Annotated in this window: 19 protein-coding genes; 12 read left to right on the top strand and 7 right to left on the bottom strand. The window is 47.6% G+C overall.

The window, feature by feature from the left end:
- Positions 1–28: 28 nt before the first annotated feature.
- Both EXIG_RS14750 and EXIG_RS14745 read left to right on the top strand, forming a co-directional pair.
- Positions 29–3,196, top strand: coding sequence for an efflux RND transporter permease subunit (locus EXIG_RS14750; protein ID WP_012371758.1), 3,168 nt, complete (start codon positions 29–31; stop codon positions 3,194–3,196).
- 217 nt (positions 3,197–3,413) lie between these two features.
- Positions 3,414–4,076: a C40 family peptidase gene (locus EXIG_RS14745; protein ID WP_012371757.1), complete on the top strand. Its 663-nt coding sequence runs from the start codon at positions 3,414–3,416 to the stop codon at positions 4,074–4,076.
- 62 nt (positions 4,077–4,138) lie between these two features.
- On the opposite strand, the gene EXIG_RS14740 is transcribed toward EXIG_RS14745, so the two are convergent.
- Positions 4,139–5,104: a LacI family DNA-binding transcriptional regulator gene (locus EXIG_RS14740; RefSeq protein ID WP_012371756.1), complete on the bottom strand. Its 966-nt coding sequence runs from the start codon at positions 5,102–5,104 to the stop codon at positions 4,139–4,141.
- Between the two features lie 12 nt (positions 5,105–5,116).
- Positions 5,117–5,374 carry a hypothetical protein gene (locus EXIG_RS14735; protein ID WP_012371755.1) on the bottom strand — a complete coding sequence of 86 codons (258 nt, stop codon included), beginning with the start codon at positions 5,372–5,374 and terminating at the stop codon, positions 5,117–5,119.
- A 172-nt stretch (positions 5,375–5,546) separates the two neighbouring features.
- On the opposite strand from EXIG_RS14735, the gene EXIG_RS14730 reads away from it, so the two are divergent.
- Positions 5,547–6,005, top strand: a complete 459-nt coding sequence (locus EXIG_RS14730; protein WP_012371754.1) for a MarR family winged helix-turn-helix transcriptional regulator — start codon at positions 5,547–5,549, stop codon at positions 6,003–6,005.
- A 116-nt stretch (positions 6,006–6,121) separates the two neighbouring features.
- Positions 6,122–6,754 carry an NAD(P)H-dependent oxidoreductase gene (locus tag EXIG_RS14725; RefSeq protein ID WP_012371753.1) on the top strand — a complete coding sequence of 211 codons (633 nt, stop codon included), beginning with the start codon at positions 6,122–6,124 and terminating at the stop codon, positions 6,752–6,754.
- Between the two features lie 50 nt (positions 6,755–6,804).
- Here EXIG_RS14725 and EXIG_RS14720 read toward each other — a convergent pair whose 3' ends face one another.
- The gene (locus EXIG_RS14720) at positions 6,805–7,527 is read right to left on the bottom strand and encodes a WecB/TagA/CpsF family glycosyltransferase (RefSeq protein ID WP_012371752.1); all 723 of its coding nucleotides are present in this window, start codon (positions 7,525–7,527) and stop codon (positions 6,805–6,807) included.
- Positions 7,528–7,607: 80 nt separating this feature from the next.
- On the opposite strand from EXIG_RS14720, the gene EXIG_RS14715 reads away from it, so the two are divergent.
- Positions 7,608–8,267: a uracil-DNA glycosylase gene (locus EXIG_RS14715; RefSeq protein WP_012371751.1), complete on the top strand. Its 660-nt coding sequence runs from the start codon at positions 7,608–7,610 to the stop codon at positions 8,265–8,267.
- 54 nt (positions 8,268–8,321) lie between these two features.
- Here EXIG_RS14715 and EXIG_RS14710 read toward each other — a convergent pair whose 3' ends face one another.
- A complete protein-coding gene (locus tag EXIG_RS14710; RefSeq protein WP_012371750.1) occupies positions 8,322–9,128 on the bottom strand; it encodes a Cof-type HAD-IIB family hydrolase in 807 nt (268 codons plus the stop codon).
- 125 nt (positions 9,129–9,253) lie between these two features.
- Between EXIG_RS14710 and EXIG_RS14705 the strand changes: the two genes are divergently transcribed.
- From EXIG_RS14705 to EXIG_RS14680, 6 genes are all read left to right on the top strand, one after another.
- On the top strand, positions 9,254–10,516 hold the full coding sequence (locus EXIG_RS14705) for a hypothetical protein (protein ID WP_234944550.1): 1,263 nt from the start codon (positions 9,254–9,256) through the stop codon (positions 10,514–10,516).
- A gap of 24 nt (positions 10,517–10,540) precedes the next feature.
- Positions 10,541–11,233 carry a response regulator transcription factor gene (locus tag EXIG_RS14700; RefSeq protein WP_012371748.1) on the top strand — a complete coding sequence of 231 codons (693 nt, stop codon included), beginning with the start codon at positions 10,541–10,543 and terminating at the stop codon, positions 11,231–11,233.
- Entirely contained in the window at positions 11,230–12,615 is a 1,386-nt protein-coding gene (locus EXIG_RS14695; RefSeq protein WP_012371747.1) for a sensor histidine kinase, read from the top strand. The genes EXIG_RS14700 and EXIG_RS14695 overlap by 4 nt, the downstream gene beginning before the upstream one ends.
- Before the next feature lie 97 nt (positions 12,616–12,712).
- Positions 12,713–13,090 carry a DUF1499 domain-containing protein gene (locus tag EXIG_RS14690; RefSeq protein ID WP_012371746.1) on the top strand — a complete coding sequence of 126 codons (378 nt, stop codon included), beginning with the start codon at positions 12,713–12,715 and terminating at the stop codon, positions 13,088–13,090.
- Positions 13,087–14,514 (top strand): dihydrolipoyl dehydrogenase family protein, encoded by a 1,428-nt coding sequence (locus tag EXIG_RS14685; RefSeq protein WP_012371745.1) that lies wholly within the window; start codon positions 13,087–13,089, stop codon positions 14,512–14,514. Before EXIG_RS14690 ends, EXIG_RS14685 begins: the two co-directional genes overlap by 4 nt.
- Positions 14,515–14,517: 3 nt before the next feature.
- A complete protein-coding gene (locus EXIG_RS14680; RefSeq protein ID WP_012371744.1) occupies positions 14,518–15,051 on the top strand; it encodes a DUF420 domain-containing protein in 534 nt (177 codons plus the stop codon).
- Between the two features lie 68 nt (positions 15,052–15,119).
- Here EXIG_RS14680 and EXIG_RS14675 read toward each other — a convergent pair whose 3' ends face one another.
- From EXIG_RS14675 to EXIG_RS14665, 3 genes are all read right to left on the bottom strand, one after another.
- Positions 15,120–15,893: a flagellar motor protein MotB gene (locus EXIG_RS14675; protein WP_012371743.1), complete on the bottom strand. Its 774-nt coding sequence runs from the start codon at positions 15,891–15,893 to the stop codon at positions 15,120–15,122.
- Positions 15,868–16,653, bottom strand: a complete 786-nt coding sequence (gene motA / locus EXIG_RS14670; protein WP_012371742.1) for a flagellar motor stator protein MotA — start codon at positions 16,651–16,653, stop codon at positions 15,868–15,870. Before motA ends, EXIG_RS14675 begins: the two co-directional genes overlap by 26 nt.
- Before the next feature lie 98 nt (positions 16,654–16,751).
- Entirely contained in the window at positions 16,752–16,991 is a 240-nt protein-coding gene (locus EXIG_RS14665; RefSeq protein WP_012371741.1) for a hypothetical protein, read from the bottom strand.
- A gap of 160 nt (positions 16,992–17,151) precedes the next feature.
- On the opposite strand from EXIG_RS14665, the gene EXIG_RS14660 reads away from it, so the two are divergent.
- On the top strand, positions 17,152–18,543 hold the full coding sequence (locus EXIG_RS14660) for a TrkH family potassium uptake protein (RefSeq protein WP_012371740.1): 1,392 nt from the start codon (positions 17,152–17,154) through the stop codon (positions 18,541–18,543).
- Positions 18,544–18,592: the final 49 nt, after the last annotated feature.

Below are 18,592 nucleotides of genomic sequence, written 5' to 3'. Positions count from 1 at the left end.
AAGAAGAGAGAGAAGGCGGATTTTTACCATGAAGCGTATCATTCAATTTTCAGTCAATAATAAGTTTGCTCTTTGGTTACTGACGATTATCATCACAGTTGCCGGAATTTATGCCGGAACGACGATGAAACTCGAGACGTTGCCCGACATCACGACACCAACTGTGTCTGTGACGACGATTTATCCGGGTGCAACACCGGAACAAGTACTCGATGAGGTCAGTCGTGAACTTGAAAGTAAGGTCGAGAATCTTGGCGGAGTCGAAACCGTCCGCTCGTCCTCTTTCCAGAATGCTTCAAATCTACAAATCGACTACAGCTTCAGTACAGACATGGACGAAGCGGAACAAAAAGTCAAAGAAGCATTGGCTAATGTGGAATTGCCGGAAGGCGCACAGGAACCTCAAGTTTCACGTATTTCATTTGATGCCTTCCCGATCATCGGCTTTGCTGTATCGGATGAAAACCGCTCCTTATCCGATTTGACGAAACTGGTCGAAAACGAGCTCCAACCGAAACTTGAAGGAATCGAAGGAGCACAGACGGTTCAAATCGCCGGTCAGGAAATCCGCCGAATCGAGATTCGATTCGATGAGAAGAAACTGCAACAGTACGGATTGACGGAAGAGAACGTCAAACAGCTGATTCAAGCGAATGATTCCCGCTTGGCTCTCGGGTTATATGAATTAGGTGATAAAGAACAGGCGGTCGTACTCGATGGGAAGGCCACGACGGTCAACGCGTTAAAAAATATCCGTTTGCCTTACACGCCACAAGCCACACCAGGTGCAGGACAAGGACAGACGCAAACACCTGCATCAGGATCAGATGCAACACAAGGTCAGACGCAAGCACCTGCATCATCTGCACCGGCAGGACAAACGCCGGTTGCAGCAGCACCGACGCAGGTTCCGACCGTCAAATTGTCGCAACTGGCGAAGATTGAAGACAAAGGAATCGAAGAATCGATTTCCCGGTCGAACGGGGAACGTTCAATCGGCGTCCAGGTAACGAAATCACAGGATGCCAATACCGTCGAAGTCGTCAATGCGGTGAAAGAGACGATTAAAGACTTTGAGAAAGACAACGACGGCGTCAAAGCATCGGTCACGCTTGACCAAGGGAAGCCGATTGAGGAATCTGTCTCGACGATGATCAGCAAAGCATTGATTGGTGCCTTGTTCGCGGTCGTCATCATTCTCTTGTTCTTACGGAACTTCAAATCAACAATCATTGCAGTCATTTCGATTCCCTTATCCCTGCTGATGGCGATTTTGGTCTTGAAACAGTTGGACATCTCACTCAACATCATGACGCTTGGGGCGATGACAGTTGCGATTGGTCGAGTCGTGGATGATTCGATTGTCGTCATTGAAAACATTTACCGTCGATTGACGGATCCGACTGAACCATTAAAAGGGAAGGCGCTCATCATTGAGGCAACACGTGAAGTCTTCATTCCGGTCGCTTCATCGACAATCGTCACGATTGCCGTCTTCCTGCCGCTCGGATTCGTTACAGGATTTGTTGGTGAACTGTTCCTTCCGTTCGCCTTGACGGTCGTCTTTGCACTCTTTGCCTCATTGATCGTAGCTGTAACGGTTGTTCCGATGTTTGCTGATTCACTCTTTAAACGCGGGAAGGCACCAAAACCGGAAAAAGAAGACGGTGGCAAACTTGCCAACTGGTACCGTGGTGTACTGAATTGGTCGTTGAACCATAAATTTGTCGTCTTTGGTCTCGCTGTACTGTTGCTGATCGGCAGTTTCGCGCTTGTTCCGACCATCGGTGTCAACTTCTTGAATCAAGAGAGTGAAAAAACATTTTACGTGACGTATAATCCAAAACCGGGTCAAACGTTAGATGATTCATTGAAGGCTGCCGACCTGGCAGAAGGATATTTTGAAAAGCAACGTGATATGGATAATCTTCAATTTACAGTCGGTGGAGAAAATCCATTGAATCCCGGAAATACAAAGCAAGCTGTTTTCATTGCCCAGTATGATCCGGATACAGCTGATTTTGCAGATGTAAAACAACAGGCAATCAAACAATTGAATAAAGAGATTCCGACCGGCGAATGGAAAGAACAGGACTTCAGCGGAGGAGCGGCCTCTTCCGGTGTCTCGTATTCGGTTTATGCCAATTCGATTGAGGATCTGCAAAAGATTACACCTGAATTCGTGAAAGCGATTGAAGGCGAATCGAAATACGTGCGTAAAGTAACGACTGATTTAAAGGAGTCGTATACACAGTACACATTTGAAGTCGACCAACAAAAAGCCGCTGAATTCGGTATCTCGACAGCGCAATTGGCTCAAGGTATTGCTAATGTGCAAGGTGAAGAAAAACCACTTTCTACTATAAAAGTAGACGGTAAGGAACTCGATGTCATCGTTCCGAACGAACAGACGACATATGATTCCATCAACGATCTACAAAAAACAGATGTGACGACGCCGCTTGGTGTCCGGAAACTGTCGGATTTCGTCTCGGTCAAAAAAGGGACGACACCGGATTCACTCAGTGAGCGGGACGGTAAGCTGGTCGCGACAGTCACAGCAGAATTAAAAACAGACAAAGCAACAGAAGCTTCACAAGCAATCGATAAAACGGTCAAAAAGATTAATCTTCCGACAGGTGTCTCCTATAAAGCAGGCGGTGTGACGGAACAAATTCAGGAATCGTTCACGCAACTCGGACTTGCAATGGCAGCAGCCGTCGCGATTGTCTATCTGGTTCTTGTCGTCACATTCGGAGGCGCGTTGACACCACTTGTCATCTTATTCTCGCTTCCGTTTGCGATCATCGGCGGGTTACTTGCCCTGTTGATTACAGGCGAAACGATTTCCGTTTCTTCGTTGATCGGTGCATTGATGCTGATCGGAATCGTCGTAACAAACGCGATTGTATTGATCGACCGTGTCATTCATAAGGAAAAAGAAGGACTCGATACGCGGGAAGCCTTGTTGGACGCGGCAGGAACACGACTTCGTCCGATCTTGATGACAGCTCTCGCGACGATTGGTGCCTTGTCACCACTGGCACTCGGTCTTGAAGGCGGCGCCTTGATTTCGAAAGGACTTGGGGTAACGGTCATCGGTGGGCTAACGAGTTCGACACTCTTGACGTTGCTGATTGTTCCGATCGTCTACGAATTCTTTGCACGCTTTCGGAAAAATAAGTCAATGGATTAAGCAGACTTAAGGTTTAATCATTTGAACAGGTTTCTTGAAACGGCTCTAAACTGCCGTTTCAAGACCTGTTTTTTTATTTGTTACAGAAGTGTTACGGGAAACTAACCCTGTTAATAAACTGTAACGCGATGGAAGAAATCAGCATGATAGGATAAAAACAGTAATTATCTGATAATTTAGTTTTTTGCATAAACATATTTATAAAGGAGACAGACGGATGAAAAGTTCATTTTTAGTGCGGATCGTTGTATTGGCAACATTACTCATCAGCAGCTTCGCGGCTGTTCCACAACAAACGAAAGCCAGTACATCGAAAAAAGTTGTCGTAGCGGTCGATGTGTTGAATGTCCGGTCCAAAGCGACGACGATGGGACAAAAACTGGGTCAACTGAAACTAGGGCAAACGGTAACGGTCCTCGGTAAAACAGCAAACAATTGGTATCAACTCCGGTATGCGGGAAAAAATGCGTACATAGCGGCTACATATACAAAAGCATTTAATGCCAAAGCGACAACAGGATTAACTAAAAATGGAGCAGCCGTCGTATCGGTCGCAGAAGGCTTAAAAGGACGTCCGTACGTATTCGGTGCGACGGGGCCTGTCAGTTTCGACTGTTCCGGCTTCACACGTTATGTTTACAACGCGTTAGGCAAGTCGTTACCGCGGACGGCAGCGGCACAATACGGCGCGACGAAACGAACGGCTCCCGTTGCCGGAGATCTCGTCTTCTTCACGCACGGAAGCGGAATTCAGCATGTCGGGATTGCGGTTGATGGATCGACGATGATCAATGCCAATTCCTATTACGGACAGGTCGTCAAAGAATCATTCCGGAGCGGCTACTGGGGATCGCGTTACATTGCGGCAGGTTCTCTATAAAACAGCAAATCATTCAAAAAACCCGCTCTTGACGCATTTGCGAGACAAGAGCGGGTTTTCATCTATTCTTTGACTTTAACAGCCGTTAATCCACTCAGCAGAGCAGTCGGGATTTCGATTTGAGGATGGTCGCGCCAATTGTCGCTGATCGCGATGAAAAAGGCTTGGCGGCCGATCGTCTCATAAGGGACGGCAACCGTCGTCAGATTCAGGACGACAGCCAAATCACTGCCGTCGAATCCGATCACGGCTAAATCTTCCGGAATCCGGTAACCTTGTTTGCGAAGCTCGAGAATGATACCCGCGGCCACATGGTCACTGGCGGTTAACAAAGCACTTGGGCGACAGGATTGATTGGACCACTGCCGGGCGATGTCGGCTCCGTCCTCAATCGTCAACGCCTGTTGATAAATCCATGACGTATCTTCCGGTGACACGGTATCCTGATAGGCCTGCTTTCGGGCACGGCTGTTTGTGCTGTCAGGGCGACCAAGACAAATCCCGATCTGAGTATGCCCGAAAGACTGAAGGGTCTTTAACCCGCTTTGAAACGCGGTATAATGATTGATATAGACGGAAGAGACATCTTCATGATGCTCACAAAACACAATCGGACCGTACTGCTCGTATCGTAAAATCTCATCGACCGGCAGACTGTGGGACACGACAATCAGTCCGTCAACTTCACGTTGGGCGAGGGCTTGAAGAACCGTCTGTTCATGTGACGCAATATAGTTCGTCTGCCACGTCAAAAAACGATAGCCTTCCTCAAAAGCGCACTGGGCAATCCCGTGCAGGATGGCAGCGTGGTAGGGATGATCGACGTAAGGTAGCATGACACCGATCGTTTTCGTTTGACCGGTCGACAACTGGACAGCGGTTTGATTACGGATATAACCGAGCTTTGTGATGGCGTCCTGGACGGCCCGGCGTTTATCTTCCGCGACGTACGGATGATCATTGAGGACACGCGAGACTGTCGTCACTGAAACCTCTGCTTCACGTGCTAAGTCACGAATGTTGGTCATCAAAGGTTCCTCCTAGCTGTTGGATAATTGTTGATGGATCTTAATCCAGTCCTGTCTCGTGATCGGGCCTTCCAGCCAAGCCGAACGATCGAGTTGTTCCGAAATTCTTTGAAGCAGTTCGACCTGATGAGCTGGCGGCAAGTCCGGGAATTGATCGACCAACGTATGCTTACACAAATAGTAACCGGTCGATGTGTGCAACTGTTCAATCGCTAATTCGTAAGCAACATTTTTCTGAACGAGACGAGACAAGAATGTTTGAACTGACATGAGAAGACCTCCCTTGTAGTGTATATCAAGACCGTAAACTATGAAACGCGTTTCACGGCAAGCAAAAACTGAGAGGTCCGTCATAAAAGTGGAAAATCCGGACTGGAATTGACCAATGGAAAAAAGAGGTCTATGATTGGTTCGAATCAAGATAAAGAGGGGCGAACGTAAAATGGAATCGACAGACTCGAAGCTGGCATTAAAAATGCTCGTTGTTCTATCTCGCACAATGCATGCAGTAGCGGAACAAGTGAAAGTAGACATCAAGACCCATCAGCTGAATTTATCGGAATTTGGTGTACTGGAATTGTTGTACCACAAAGGCGATACACCACTTCAACAAATCGGCGATAAAATCTTATTAACGAGTGGCAGTGTCACGTACGTCGTGGATAAATTAGAGAACCGGGGTCTCCTGGCCCGACGATCATGCCCGACGGATCGTCGTGTAACGTTCGGAACACTGACGGAGGCGGGAAGAGAATTAATGGAAGAAACGTTCCCGAAGCACGAAGCGTTCCTCACAGACTTGTTCAGTGACCTTTCGATTCCAGAAAAAGAACAGTTGATCGATCAGCTCAAACGGATCGGTCATCGTGCAGACCATTATACACATTCAAAAAAAGCCTAATCATCCTGATTAAGCTTTTTTTGTTGCTTTCTTTGAAATCAAACTAATTGACAAAAGAAAATGGTGTTGGTATATTTACTTACAGAATTTACTTTAAATAAAAGGGAGAAATAAAAATGACTAAATTACTTTATGTAACTGTAAACCCGAAATCAACAGAACATTCATTCAGCCTTCAAGCTGGTGAAGCTTTCCTCGAAAGCTACAAAGCAGCTAACCCGAACGCTGAAGTCCAAGTTCTTGATCTATATAAAGAAGATGTCCAAGAAATCGATACAGACGTACTCAGCGCATGGGGCAAATTCGCTACAGGCGAAGAGCTTTCAGAAGTAGAAATCGCTAAAGTCGGTACAATGACGAAACACCTTGAGCAGTACATGGAAGCGGACGAATACGTATTCGTGACGCCAATGTGGAACTTCTCATTCCCAGCACGTCTTAAAATGTACATCGACAGCGTTCTTCTTGCAGGTAAAACATTTGCTTACACGGCAGAAGGTCCTAAAGGATTGATGGAAGGCAAAAAAGCGCTCCACATCCAGGCAACAGGCGGTGTCTACACTGGTTCTGGCCTCAACTTCGGTGATGACTACCTCCGTCAAGCACTTGCTTTCACTGGTGTAACAGACTACAACTCATTGTTCATCGAAGGTATGGCAATGAACCCAGAAAAAGCAGAAGAAATTAAAGAAGAAGCAATCGCAAAAGCAAAAGAACTTGGCCGTTCATTCTCAACAGTCAACGCATAAGAAACGAAAATACCCGCTGTCCGTTCAACCGGACAGCGGGTATTTTTTGTTTACAGATGCGTTTTTTTCCGTAAGACGAGAGACGCAAACAGGAGTAAATCCTTCAATTTCTCGAGTCCGCGCGGATGACTCGAAATCCGGTACAGCCATTCCAACTTTAACTGCCGGAATAATTTGGGCGCCCGTTTACTGTGACCCGACCAGACATCAAAGGCACCACCGACACCGATGAAAAGTCCGCGGTCGACCTGATCGTAAACAGAGGCAATCCATTCTTCCTGTTTCGGTGCCCCGAGAGCGACCAAAATCAAATCCGCTTCGACCGACCGGATTGCTTTTGCGGCTTCTTCTTCCTTGCCGAATCCGTGAAAGGTTCCGACGAACTGGATATCAGGAAAACGAATCGATAATTGCTGAATCAGCGACTTCATGACTTCCGGACGACCGCCGAGCAGAAAGACACGTTTTTTTAAAGCATCGGCAGTCCGGAGCAGTTCACGGGCCGTCTCGATGCCGGGTAATGTCGCAGTGAGCGGTTTCCCCATCCGTTTACTGGCTGCCGTCACGCCGATTCCGTCAGGCGTGATGAACGTCGCTTGTTGTAAAATATGCTTGTACGCGGGATCACGCAAAGACCGTAAAACGAGTTCCGGATTAGCGGTGACGAGAAAAGCCTTTTCGTTATTGTGTAAAATCGTTTTAATATGGGTATACCAATGCGACGGTGTTGCATCGACAAAAGGCAACCCGAACAACTGAATTGTTTGAATCATCTTTATTCCACCTCATATACCATCATAGCAGAATCAGGCCGGACGAACAGGGGCTTGAGACTGAAAAAGGAGCGAACGGGATGCATACAGCCTGGCAAGAGATTTTAAAAGAAGAGAAAGAAAAAGACTACTTTATCCGGCTCTGGGATTTCGTCAAGACTGCTTACCGGGAAACGACGGTTTATCCGCCGAAGGATCGGATTTTCCATGCCTTTGACGCGGTGGCACCGCAGGATGTCCGTTGCGTCATCTTGGGGCAGGATCCGTACCACGGACCGAATCAGGCGAATGGACTGAGTTTTTCCGTCAATGACGGGGTTGCAATTCCGCCGTCCTTACGTAACATGTACAAGGAATTAATGTCCGATCTCGGATGTCCTGCACCGACGACGGGTAATCTGGAAGCCTGGTCGAACCAAGGTGTGTTTTTACTGAATACGTCCTTGACAGTCGAAGCAGGAAAAGCGGGTTCTCACGCCAAAAAAGGTTGGGAATCGTTTACGGATCGCGTCATCGAAGTGCTTGGACAACAGGAACAACCGATTGTATTCATTCTTTGGGGAAACCATGCGAAAAGTAAAAAGAGTTTGATTGATACGAATCGGCACCTTGTTCTCGAATCCGTTCATCCGAGTCCGCTTTCGGCGAGCCGCGGGTTTTTCGGCAGCCGGCCGTACTCGCAAACGAACGACTGGTTGCAGCAACAAAATCGAACACCGATCGACTGGTGTATCTCCTGACATCCCAAAAAACCAATCTACTCCGACAACAATGGAGTGGATTGGTTTTTTTGTTCAGTCCATCATGAATTTTTCGATGACGAGGGCAATGCCGTCTTCATCATTAGAGGCAGTCATGTACTGGGCTTTTTCTTTGACGGTATCGGCAGCATTTGCCATGGCAACACCAAGACCGGCCCATTCAATCATCGATAAATCATTGTTGCCGTCTCCGCACGCGATGACATCTGCCTGTTTGATCCCGAGGCGTTCAGCCAGCAACGCGAGACTTGTTCCTTTCGTCACGCCGGCCTCCGTAAATTCGAGGAAAAACGGTTTGGAGCGGGCGACGGCGAGCTCACCGGCTAACTCAAGCTGAAGTTTCAGCTCGACTTCCGCCAAACGATTTTCTTCCGCAAGCATCAAACACTTGACGACCGGTTCTGTAATGGCTGCCTTGAAGTCCGGAACCGTGATGACATCCATTCCTGTCAGTTCGCCTTCAATCGTCGAAAATTCGTTAGCCCGTTCCGTAAAAATCTCGTGCCCGACATATGTGTGGATATCGATATTTTCACGTTTACTTAAATCGTAAAGGCGATGTACGGTTTCCGGAAGAAGGGTACTGGAGAACAGGGACTCGTTTGTTTTACAGTCGATGATCGAAGCCCCGTTGAAACTCAGAATATAACTGCCGTAGCGGGCAAGTTCGAGCTCTTTTGCCAAATCAATCATCGCGTAAGTCGGACGGCCGCTCGCGAGCACGACTTTTTTTCCGCGACGCTGTGCATCGAGTAACGATTGTTTTGTTTTTGGAGAAATCGTGTGGTCGCTCGTCAATAATGTATCGTCAAGATCAAGTACAATCATTTCGTAAGCCATAAATATAAACCCCTTTCGAATATCTGTTACATCTTAACAAGTTGACTCTTATTCCACAATATACTCTCGCTTGAAAGAGTGTGATAAAGTTTGAGAAGAGCATGTATGGAAAGGATTTAAGTCTGATGAAATATTTTATAATTTTCTTATCGACCCTATATTTGGCCGGATGTGGTCTTACACTGCCTCATCCTGCTTCCTTGCTGGAGCACCCGGCTTTACCGGAATGGGAAAAGTCATTAAAAGCAAGAATTGATACCGATTTGCCGACAGAGGCGGAAATCGTGGCGCCGCGTAATCAATCCATTTCCAGGCTGTATGAATTGATTGATTTAAACCGGGATGGGCGGGACGAAGCCATTACGTTTTACCGGATTGAACATCAGGGAGCATTTCAAATCAGAGTGTTGGTACATGAACGCCTGAAAAAGAAGTGGGTGTTGCGTGTCAGCCAGCCGATTGCGACAGGCCGATCGATTGACCAGCTCCATGTCATCCTGGATGAATCCCAAAAGTCGAATCAACTGATGATTGGTGTGACGAGTCTTGAAAAGAATACCGTTTATCTCCTGAAAGATTTGATGAAGCCATCGATTCACGTTACGAAAATCGATACATATGATCGATTGACGATTGCCGATTTGAATCAGGATCGACGTCAGGATATGGTGTTGCTCAAAAAAGAACAGACGACAGAACTCATATATTATGAAGAAGCCTTAAATCCGACCAACCGGCAAGACATCACACTGCCGGTCAAAGACGGTGATTTGTTTGCGGATCATGACCTGTTTGAAATCGATACCGTCAATCCGGCCAAGAAAAAAGGGGTATTCGTCTCCTTTACCCGTGAAGCCAAGATGCATCTGCTGGTCTTTCAGCTTGAAGAAACCCGGCTGACACCCATCCGTTGGGGTGAGACATCAGAAATCGTCGAGCCGATGTATACGTTCCCGAAAGATGTCGATCAGGACGGTGTCATCGAATTTGCGCATCAATATACGCCTGACGGAAGCATCGGACGCGCGGCCGAAGAAAAACCGCGGATTACGGCATATTACGCTTGGAATGGCGCCGACGTGCAACCATTTCTCGAAAGCGGCTTTGAACTTCGGGAAGAGCAATACATCGATCTCGAATACAATTTCGTGATGCGTTTCCCGGCAAACTGGGCGACGCGTGAAACGATTGAGAAAAAGGACAACCGGGTCCGGTTCATCAACCGGGATACCGGGACGATTGATTTTGAGCTCGAAATCATTCCGAAGACGCAATACATCGCCAGTCATCGCAAGAAAAAAATCAAAGAAGGCATTGATTACGTGTATGTCATCTCGACCAATCAATCCTATGAAGAGTACGCTGCCAACGTAGCACTCGTGGAATAAAGGAAAAAGCAGGAGGAAAATAAGATGACTAAAATATTAGTGGCCGAGGATGAACATGCGATTCGCAGTTTCATCGTCATTAATTTAAAACGTGCAGGATATGAAGTGATTGAAGCGGAGAACGGACGGGAAGCACTGGACTATTTTGAACAGCAGACGTTCGATATCCTGCTGCTCGACATCATGATGCCCGAAGTCGACGGATTCGCGGTCTGCGAACAGGCCCGCTCGAAAGATGAAGTTGTCGGCATCATCATGCTGACTGCGCGAACGCGCGAAGAAGATAAAGTCATGGGACTCAGCGTCGGGGCGGATGATTATATTGCGAAGCCGTTCAGTCCGGCTGAACTGTTGGCACGTATTCAATCCCTGCTCCGCCGGGTCGAGACGCTCCGCCGCCGGAAACAACCGCGTGAACTGGTCTCCGGACCATTTCGGATTGATCTCGGAGCGAAGCGGGTGCAAAAAGCAGGAGTCGATGTCGAAGTCACACCGACGGAATATGATTTGTTGTGCCATTTCATCAAAAATGAAGATCAAGTCATGTCGCGGGATGAGTTGCTCGATGCGGTGTGGGGCGAAAATTATTTCGGAGATCGTAAGACGGTCGACGTCAACATTCGCCGGTTGCGTCAGAAAATCGAAGAAAATCCAGCGGAACCCCAATTCATCGAGACGTTGTGGGGTCATGGCTATAAGTGGCGTAACGAAAAATGAAACGACAGATTTTGATGCGGTTCATGACGATCATCACGGTGACGGTGCTGCTCGTCATCGGAATCTTATCCTTCGTGACGTATAACTATTATTATGTGACGGCGACCGATGTCTTGAAACGACATGCGAATGCCAGTGCCGTCTTATTTGCGAACAGCGGTCTTGCCTATGATTTTCAAGATTCAGAGGCGACGATTCATGACGTACTCGATTCCTATGCCTACACGGATGCAGAAATCGAAGTCCTAGATGCGAAGGGGATTCCCCGCTATTCGTCGACGGGATTCGTCTCAAAACGAAACATGACGAAACAGGAAGTGACCCGTCTGTTGAGCGGGGGAACAATCACGAAACGTTATGATGATCCGACGACAGGGGAACATCTGCTTGAAGTGACGGAACCGATTGTTTCTTTCGGACAGACGACGGGAGCACTGCGTTATACGACGTCGCTTGCGAAAATCGATCAGCGGGTCATTGAAATTTGTTTGGCGATTCTCCTGTTAGGTGTCGTCATTTGGGGACTGGCCTACATTTATTCGTCCCGTCTCGTATCGTCGATCGTTCGTCCGATTCAGGAAGTCATCGGTGCGTCCGATCAAATTGCCAAACAGCATTATGATGTCAAAGTCAATGAAGAGTATACGTTTGAACTGGGGGAGCTGGCCCGGACGATCAACTATATGGGACAACAGATCAAACAACAGGAAACGTTAAAAGATGAGTTCATTTCCGGTATTTCGCATGAGTTGCGAACACCTTTGACCTCGATCAAAGGGTGGAGTGAAACGTTGCTCGCAGAGCCGGAACGATTGCCGGAAGAAGCCTCGCTCGGAATGGGGATCATCCATTCCGAAACCGAACGCCTGATTTCCCTCGTCGAACAGTTACTGGATTTTTCAAAGCTCGAAACGAGTCGTTTAGTTCTGTACCGGCAGGAAGTGAATCTGACGGAAGTCATCGAGACGGTGACGGCGCAACTCCGGCAAAAGCTGGAGGAGAAAAACATCCGGATCATCCGGAAATTACCGGCACAGGTCGTCGGTTTATATGATGAGAACCGTTTGAAACAGGTCTTTTTGAATTTGCTCGACAATGCAATCCGCTTTTCGCCGGTTGACGGTGAAATTACGATCCGTCTTGTCCGTTCGGAACGTGTCCTCTTTTTATCCTTCAGCGATGAAGGTCCCGGGATTCCGAAAAATCATCTCCGCCACGTGACGGAGAAGTTTTATCAGGTCCAAAAAGGGAAAGGTGGAACAGGACTCGGACTGGCGATTTGCCGGGAACTGGTGGAAGCCCATGAAGGGAAATTGTTCATCGATAACCAACCGGAAGGCGGAGCCATTGCGACCATCCTGTTGCCGGTCACGAAAGCATAACGGAAAAGTCAAATGAGAAGCGCTTTCGAAACTGAACTGGTAAAGTAAAATCAGAATCATGATTCACAGCAAGACGAAACGAATGGAGGAATCAGTCATGGCACTTGGCGTATCGAACGGCAAATTAAGTCCGCTCACAGGGAAACCGAACGCGGTATCGACACAGACGGATAAAGAAGCGTTGAAGATGACACCTTTACCTTTTCACGGAAATCTAGCAGAATCAAAATTTCAAATCATGCGGATTCTTCAAAGTCTTGAGCGGGTGAAAGTAGTCAAAGAAGATTCGACGTACATTCATTCCATCTTCTCGAGTAAAGTGTTTCGTTTTAAAGATGATGTTGAATTTTACTTCGACGAGTCTTCTCAACAAATCCATTTCCGTTCAGCTTCCCGCGTCGGCTATTCCGACTGGGGCGTCAACCGCAAACGAATGGAAGACATCTCGGCACGCTATAAGGAGGCTTCCCGATGAAAAGTTATCAGTTGGTCGTAATCGGCGGCGGAGCAGCTGGAATGACGATTGCAGCAGGGGCTGCCAGTCTCGGCGCACACGTCGCATTAATTGAAAAACATACGCATCTCGGCGGTGATTGCCTGCATTACGGTTGTGTCCCGTCAAAAGCATTGATTGAAGCGGCACACGATGTTCATGTCATGAAGCAGACAGCCGCCAAATACAATGTGACGTTGAACGGGGAAGCGGTCTACAGCAAGACGAAAGCAAGCGTTGACCGTGCCCGGAACATCATCCAGTCGCATGACGGAACAAAACGGTTTAAGGATTTAGGCGTGGATGTCTATATCGGTGAAGCCAGTTTCTTGAGTGCCAATGAAGTGGAAGTGGCGGGGCAGTTGGTCGTCGGAGAGAAATTCGCGATTTCGACCGGATCACAGCCGATTATTCCACCGATTGAGGGTCTCGATACGATTCCGTACTTAACGAATGAGACGATTTTTGAACAAACGGAACGTCCGGAACGATTACTCGTTATCGGCGGCGGTGCGATTGGCCTTGAATTATCGCAAGCTTATGCGCATCTCGGAACGGAAGTAACCGTGATTGAAGGTGCCAAATCACTGATGCCGAAAGAAGACCGCAGTATGGTCGAAGTGTTACAACGGCAAATTGAACAGGAATTGACGCTCCATTTGGATACGACGGTGACAAGTGTCCGTAAAGCGGCAAAAGGAATCGAAGTTACGGTCAAAACCGGTGAAGAGTCCCGTGTCATTGAAACAGATGCCGTCCTCGTTGCGGTCGGTCGCAAGCCGCGGATTGATGCGTTACGTCTCGACCGTGCCGGCGTCCATGTTGAAAAAGGTTATGTTCAAGTTGACGGTTCACTTCGGACGAATCAACGTCATATCTTTGCGGTCGGTGATACGATTCAATCGTTACCGTTTACGCATGTCGCAGGTCTTGAAGGAAAAACCGTCGTCACAAACGCTCTGTTCGGTTTACGGACCAAACCGGATTACCGTGCCGTTCCGTGGGTGACGTTTACGACACCGGAACTGTTCCACCTCGGACTGACGGAAGAAGAAGCCCGTCAAAAGTACAGCGACATCAAAGTCTACGAAACCGGACTGGATGAAGTCGACCGGTTTGTCATCAACGGCCGGACAGAAGGGCATGTCAAACTGATTGCCGATAAACGCGGGAAATTGATTGGTGCCCATGCCATCGGCGAACAGGCCGGTGAATGGATGCAGGAAGTCGTGTATGCGATGGCTCGCAAAGATAAAGTCGGTCAGCTGTCACGTGTCGTGCATCCGTACCCGATCCGGGGAGCAGCCGTCCAGCGTGCCGCCGATCTTTACTGGCGTGAACGTCTGTTTGACGGTCCATTGCCAAAATGGTTAAAACGATACTTTGATTGGAAACAAGGAGAATAATACATGCAACAATCTGCTAAAAAACGTAATTTCGTTCCGGTCGTCATCCTCTTGACGCTCGTCATCAATCTGTTGGTCGCACTGTTGTTTTTTGCACCGCCTGTTCAGGTCGGTGACGGGTTTGACTGGACGCTGCTTCCTTTTTTAAACGCGATCTTTAACAGCTTTACCTTTATGCTGTTGCTCGGTGCCTGGATTTCGATCCGCCGGGGCAACCGGATCAATCACCGTCGTTTCATCGGCGGTGCCATCACGACGACGACGTTATTCTTGATTTCGTACGTGACGTATCATGCGGTCAGTGAATCAACGAAATTCGGCGGCGAAGGATTTGTCCGTCCCGTCTACTTCTTTATTCTCATTTCGCATATCATTTTGGCGGCGATTATCGTCCCGCTCGTCTTGATGTCACTCGCTCATGCCTTGAATCAAAACTTTGAGAAACATAAAAAGTGGACCCGTTTTACAATGCCGCTTTGGTTATATGTCAGTCTGACGGGTGTCATCGTGTATGTGATGATTCGTCCATATTATTAAACAGCACGTTAAAACAGGCCCATTCCGATTTTTTTCGGAGTGGGCCTGTTTTGATTAGTAAGTGGATATTATGGTTTGACCTTTGTCTCATCGAGGACATTTTGTGCCTTGATATCAATCAGCGGACGGATCAAGACTTCGACCCGGCGATTTTGACTGCGGCCGCTTTCCGTATCATTCGAAGCAATCGGTTGATACTCGCCGTAGCCGCTGACTGTAAATCGTTTAGGGGTCAGTTTTGGATTCCGCTGAAGAGCACGCATGAAACTGATGGCGCGTTCTGCACTGAGTTCCCAGTTCGATGGATATTGAACGGTATTGATCGGAATATTATCGGTATGACCCGACACCTGAATTTGACGCTGTCCCGCTTTGACGAGCAGATTACTCATGCCTTGGGCAATTTGAATCGCGTCACCTTTGACATCTGCTTGGGCAGGGGAGAAGAGAGCCCGGTCGCGAATGTTGAAGACAAGCCCTTCATTCGTAACCTCGACTTTGATGTCCTTCTCAAGCTTCTGTTGTTTGATGTAGTCATTGGCTTCTTCCTTGATTTTTTCAAGTTCAGCAATTTCATAGCTTTGTGCTTTCGTCCGGGCATCCGTCTTTTTCGAGTCCTCTTCTTCTTGTGAGGTCGATAAGGAACTGTTCGTAATCATGCCGGAGCCGCCGTTAAAGACGGAGCTGAACGATTGGGACATCGCTTTCAGCTTGACGGCATCGACGTTACTCGAAGCGAACAGGACAATGAATAAGGCCAATAACAGCGTCAGGAGATCGGCGTAAGGAATCAGCCAGCCTTCGGAAATGTGTTCGTCATGCGGCTTCTTTTTCCGTTTCATACGTCGCACGCTCCTTCGGTGTCAGATAGACAAGTAACTTATCCTCCAGGTTTTTAGGCGATTCTCCGTTCTGGATCGATAAAATCCCTTCAATCATCATTTCATACAGTTGAATTTCAGTCGCTGATTTTTGCTTTAATTTTGTCGCGAACGGGAACCAGAGGACGTATCCTGTAAAAATCCCGAACAGCGTTGCGATGAAGGCACCGGAAATCGCATGTCCGAGCTTTTCGATATCGGATAAATCAGACAGCGCGGCGACAAGTCCGACGACGGCTCCGAGTACACCGAGCGTTGGGGCATATGTACCGGCCTGCGTGAAGATATTGGCATTTGCATGATGTCGTTCGGTCATGTTTTCAAGGTCACGCGTCATGACATCTTCGACATATTCCGACGGCTGACCGTCGATGACCATCATGACACCACGTCGCATGAACGCATTATCGACTTCTTCGAGTGCCGTCTCAAGCGACAGCAAACCTTCTTTTCGGGCTTGTGTCGAAAGGGTCAGGAATTGTTGGAGCAATGTTTGTTTCGTCATCAGTTGTTGCTCAAAGAAAATGACTTTAAACAAAGCCGGGATGATCTTTAAACGTTCTTTTGGAAATGAGATCATGATTGCTGCCGCTGTACCGACAAAAATGATGACAAGTGCTGCAGGGTTCAGCAATGCAATCGGGGAGGCCCCTTTTAAAATCATTCCTCCGACTAAGGTGATGAGCCCCAGTATAATACCAATAATCGACACGATATCCATTTCAGTTGTGCCACCTTTCCTCATGTTGTCCAATCGTGAACGAAAAATAAAAAGAGCAGAAGAGGGCGTCTTCTGCTCGGAAATCCAAAAACCGAGAATCACGCGCCGTTTTCGTCGATCAGCAATTGAATGCTTTCGTTTCGTTCGTCACGCTCTATATCGGTTAATACATCGTATTTTTTTAATGCAATATACAATTCGTTTAGAATTGATTGATCCACATGCAGCGATAATAACTCCTCGAATTGATAATATAACTGTGCGGGCATCCATTGCGATTGGCGTTCAAGCCTTCGCGAGACATCTTCAATCGAATGGTCAGCCGTCCTAGGGTCCACTGTTTCCCTCAACCTCCTTTTATGATTAAACGTCGACTTTTATCTATTTTACCAAAAAAAAACGAAAACGTTTAGCAGATTCAAAATTTAAATAGAACAAATGTTTTTGGGGGAGTATGATAGATGCAATTGGGTCATTTCATCTAGGAGGAGTACGAATATGTTTTCTCATAAAAGACGTTCGCGGCTCGCGAAGTTCGGACGGTTCGGGGAACTGATTTATCATCAGTTATTCGATAAACCGGCCCGTTTTATCGCGACCGGTTTTACGTTGACCATCTTATTGGGTGGATTTTTACTGTGGTTACCGATTGCTCAACAGGACGGTCAGGACATACCGTTCATCGACTGTTTGTTTGTCGCGACTTCGGCCGGGACGGTCACCGGTCTTTCGACGGTCAATATCGCCGAATCCTTTAATCTGTTGGGACAAATCATTATGATGCTGCTGATTCAGGTCGGGGGACTCGGATTCATGACGATTGCGCTTGTCCTGTTGAGCGTAACAGGACGGAAGATCGGAATCCGGCAACGCATCATCATTCAAGAGATGTTTAATCTCGACAGTCCGGGCGGTACGATCCGTCTGGCCCGGAACATTATTCTGACGACTGTCGTCGTCGAATTGATCGGGATGCTGTTGATTGCGCTTGATCTGTTCATTCAATATAAGTACACGTTCGGTAAGTCCTTGTATTACGGATTGTTCCATGCTGTATCGGCCTTCAATAATGCGGGCTTTGCGTTATGGGGCGATAATCTGGTCGGTTTTCAACAGGATACGACGTTCATCCTGACGATTTCAGCATTACTGATGATCGGTGGACTCGGTTTTACCGTCATCGCGGATATATCGGCTAAACGGAATTTCAAGAAGATCTCCTTACATTCGAAATTGATGCTCTTATCACTTGTCGTCATCAACGGTCTTGGGGTTCTTGCGATGATGATTTATGAGTGGGTATCACATCTCGGATCGCTTCACGATAAATCTTTTTTTGCAGCATTGCACATCGTCTTCTTCCAAGTCGTTACGACGCGGACGGCAGGGTTCCAAACGATCGATTTAACGACGATGGTCCCGTTATCAATCGGCTTGATGATGGTCTTGATGTATATCGGGGCAGGTTCTGCTTCGACAGGATCCGGAATCAAGGTCACGACGGCAGCGGTCATCTTGAAAAACGTCTGGACGTACCTGCGCGGACAACGGGAAACCGTCTTGATGCGGCGAACTGTCCGGCCGCAGGCAATTCAAAAAGCTTACGCCATCGCCGTGTTCAGTCTGTTGTTCATCGCTCTCGTGACGACGTTGCTTGCTTTGTCCCAACCGAATCTCTCCTTTGTCGGTCTGTTTTTCGAGACGGTGTCCGCATTCGGGACAGTTGGTCTGTCGTTGAATGTCACGGCGGAATTAAACGACTTCGGGAAAGCCTTGATCATGTTTATGATGTTACTCGGACGTGTCGGATCGTTAACGATTCTGTTTACGTTTGCCGCTCAACACGATCGTTTGATTCGTTATCCGAAAGAAAATATGCTGATTGGCTGATTTTCCGGGAATGGTTAAAAAAGTGTCGTCTCTCCCATTTTTTATGGGA

Source organism: Exiguobacterium artemiae 255-15 (genome assembly GCF_000019905.1).
Classification (GTDB): Bacteria; Bacillota; Bacilli; order Exiguobacteriales; family Exiguobacteriaceae; genus Exiguobacterium_A; species Exiguobacterium_A artemiae.
This window is presented reverse-complemented; position numbering and strand designations above follow the sequence as displayed.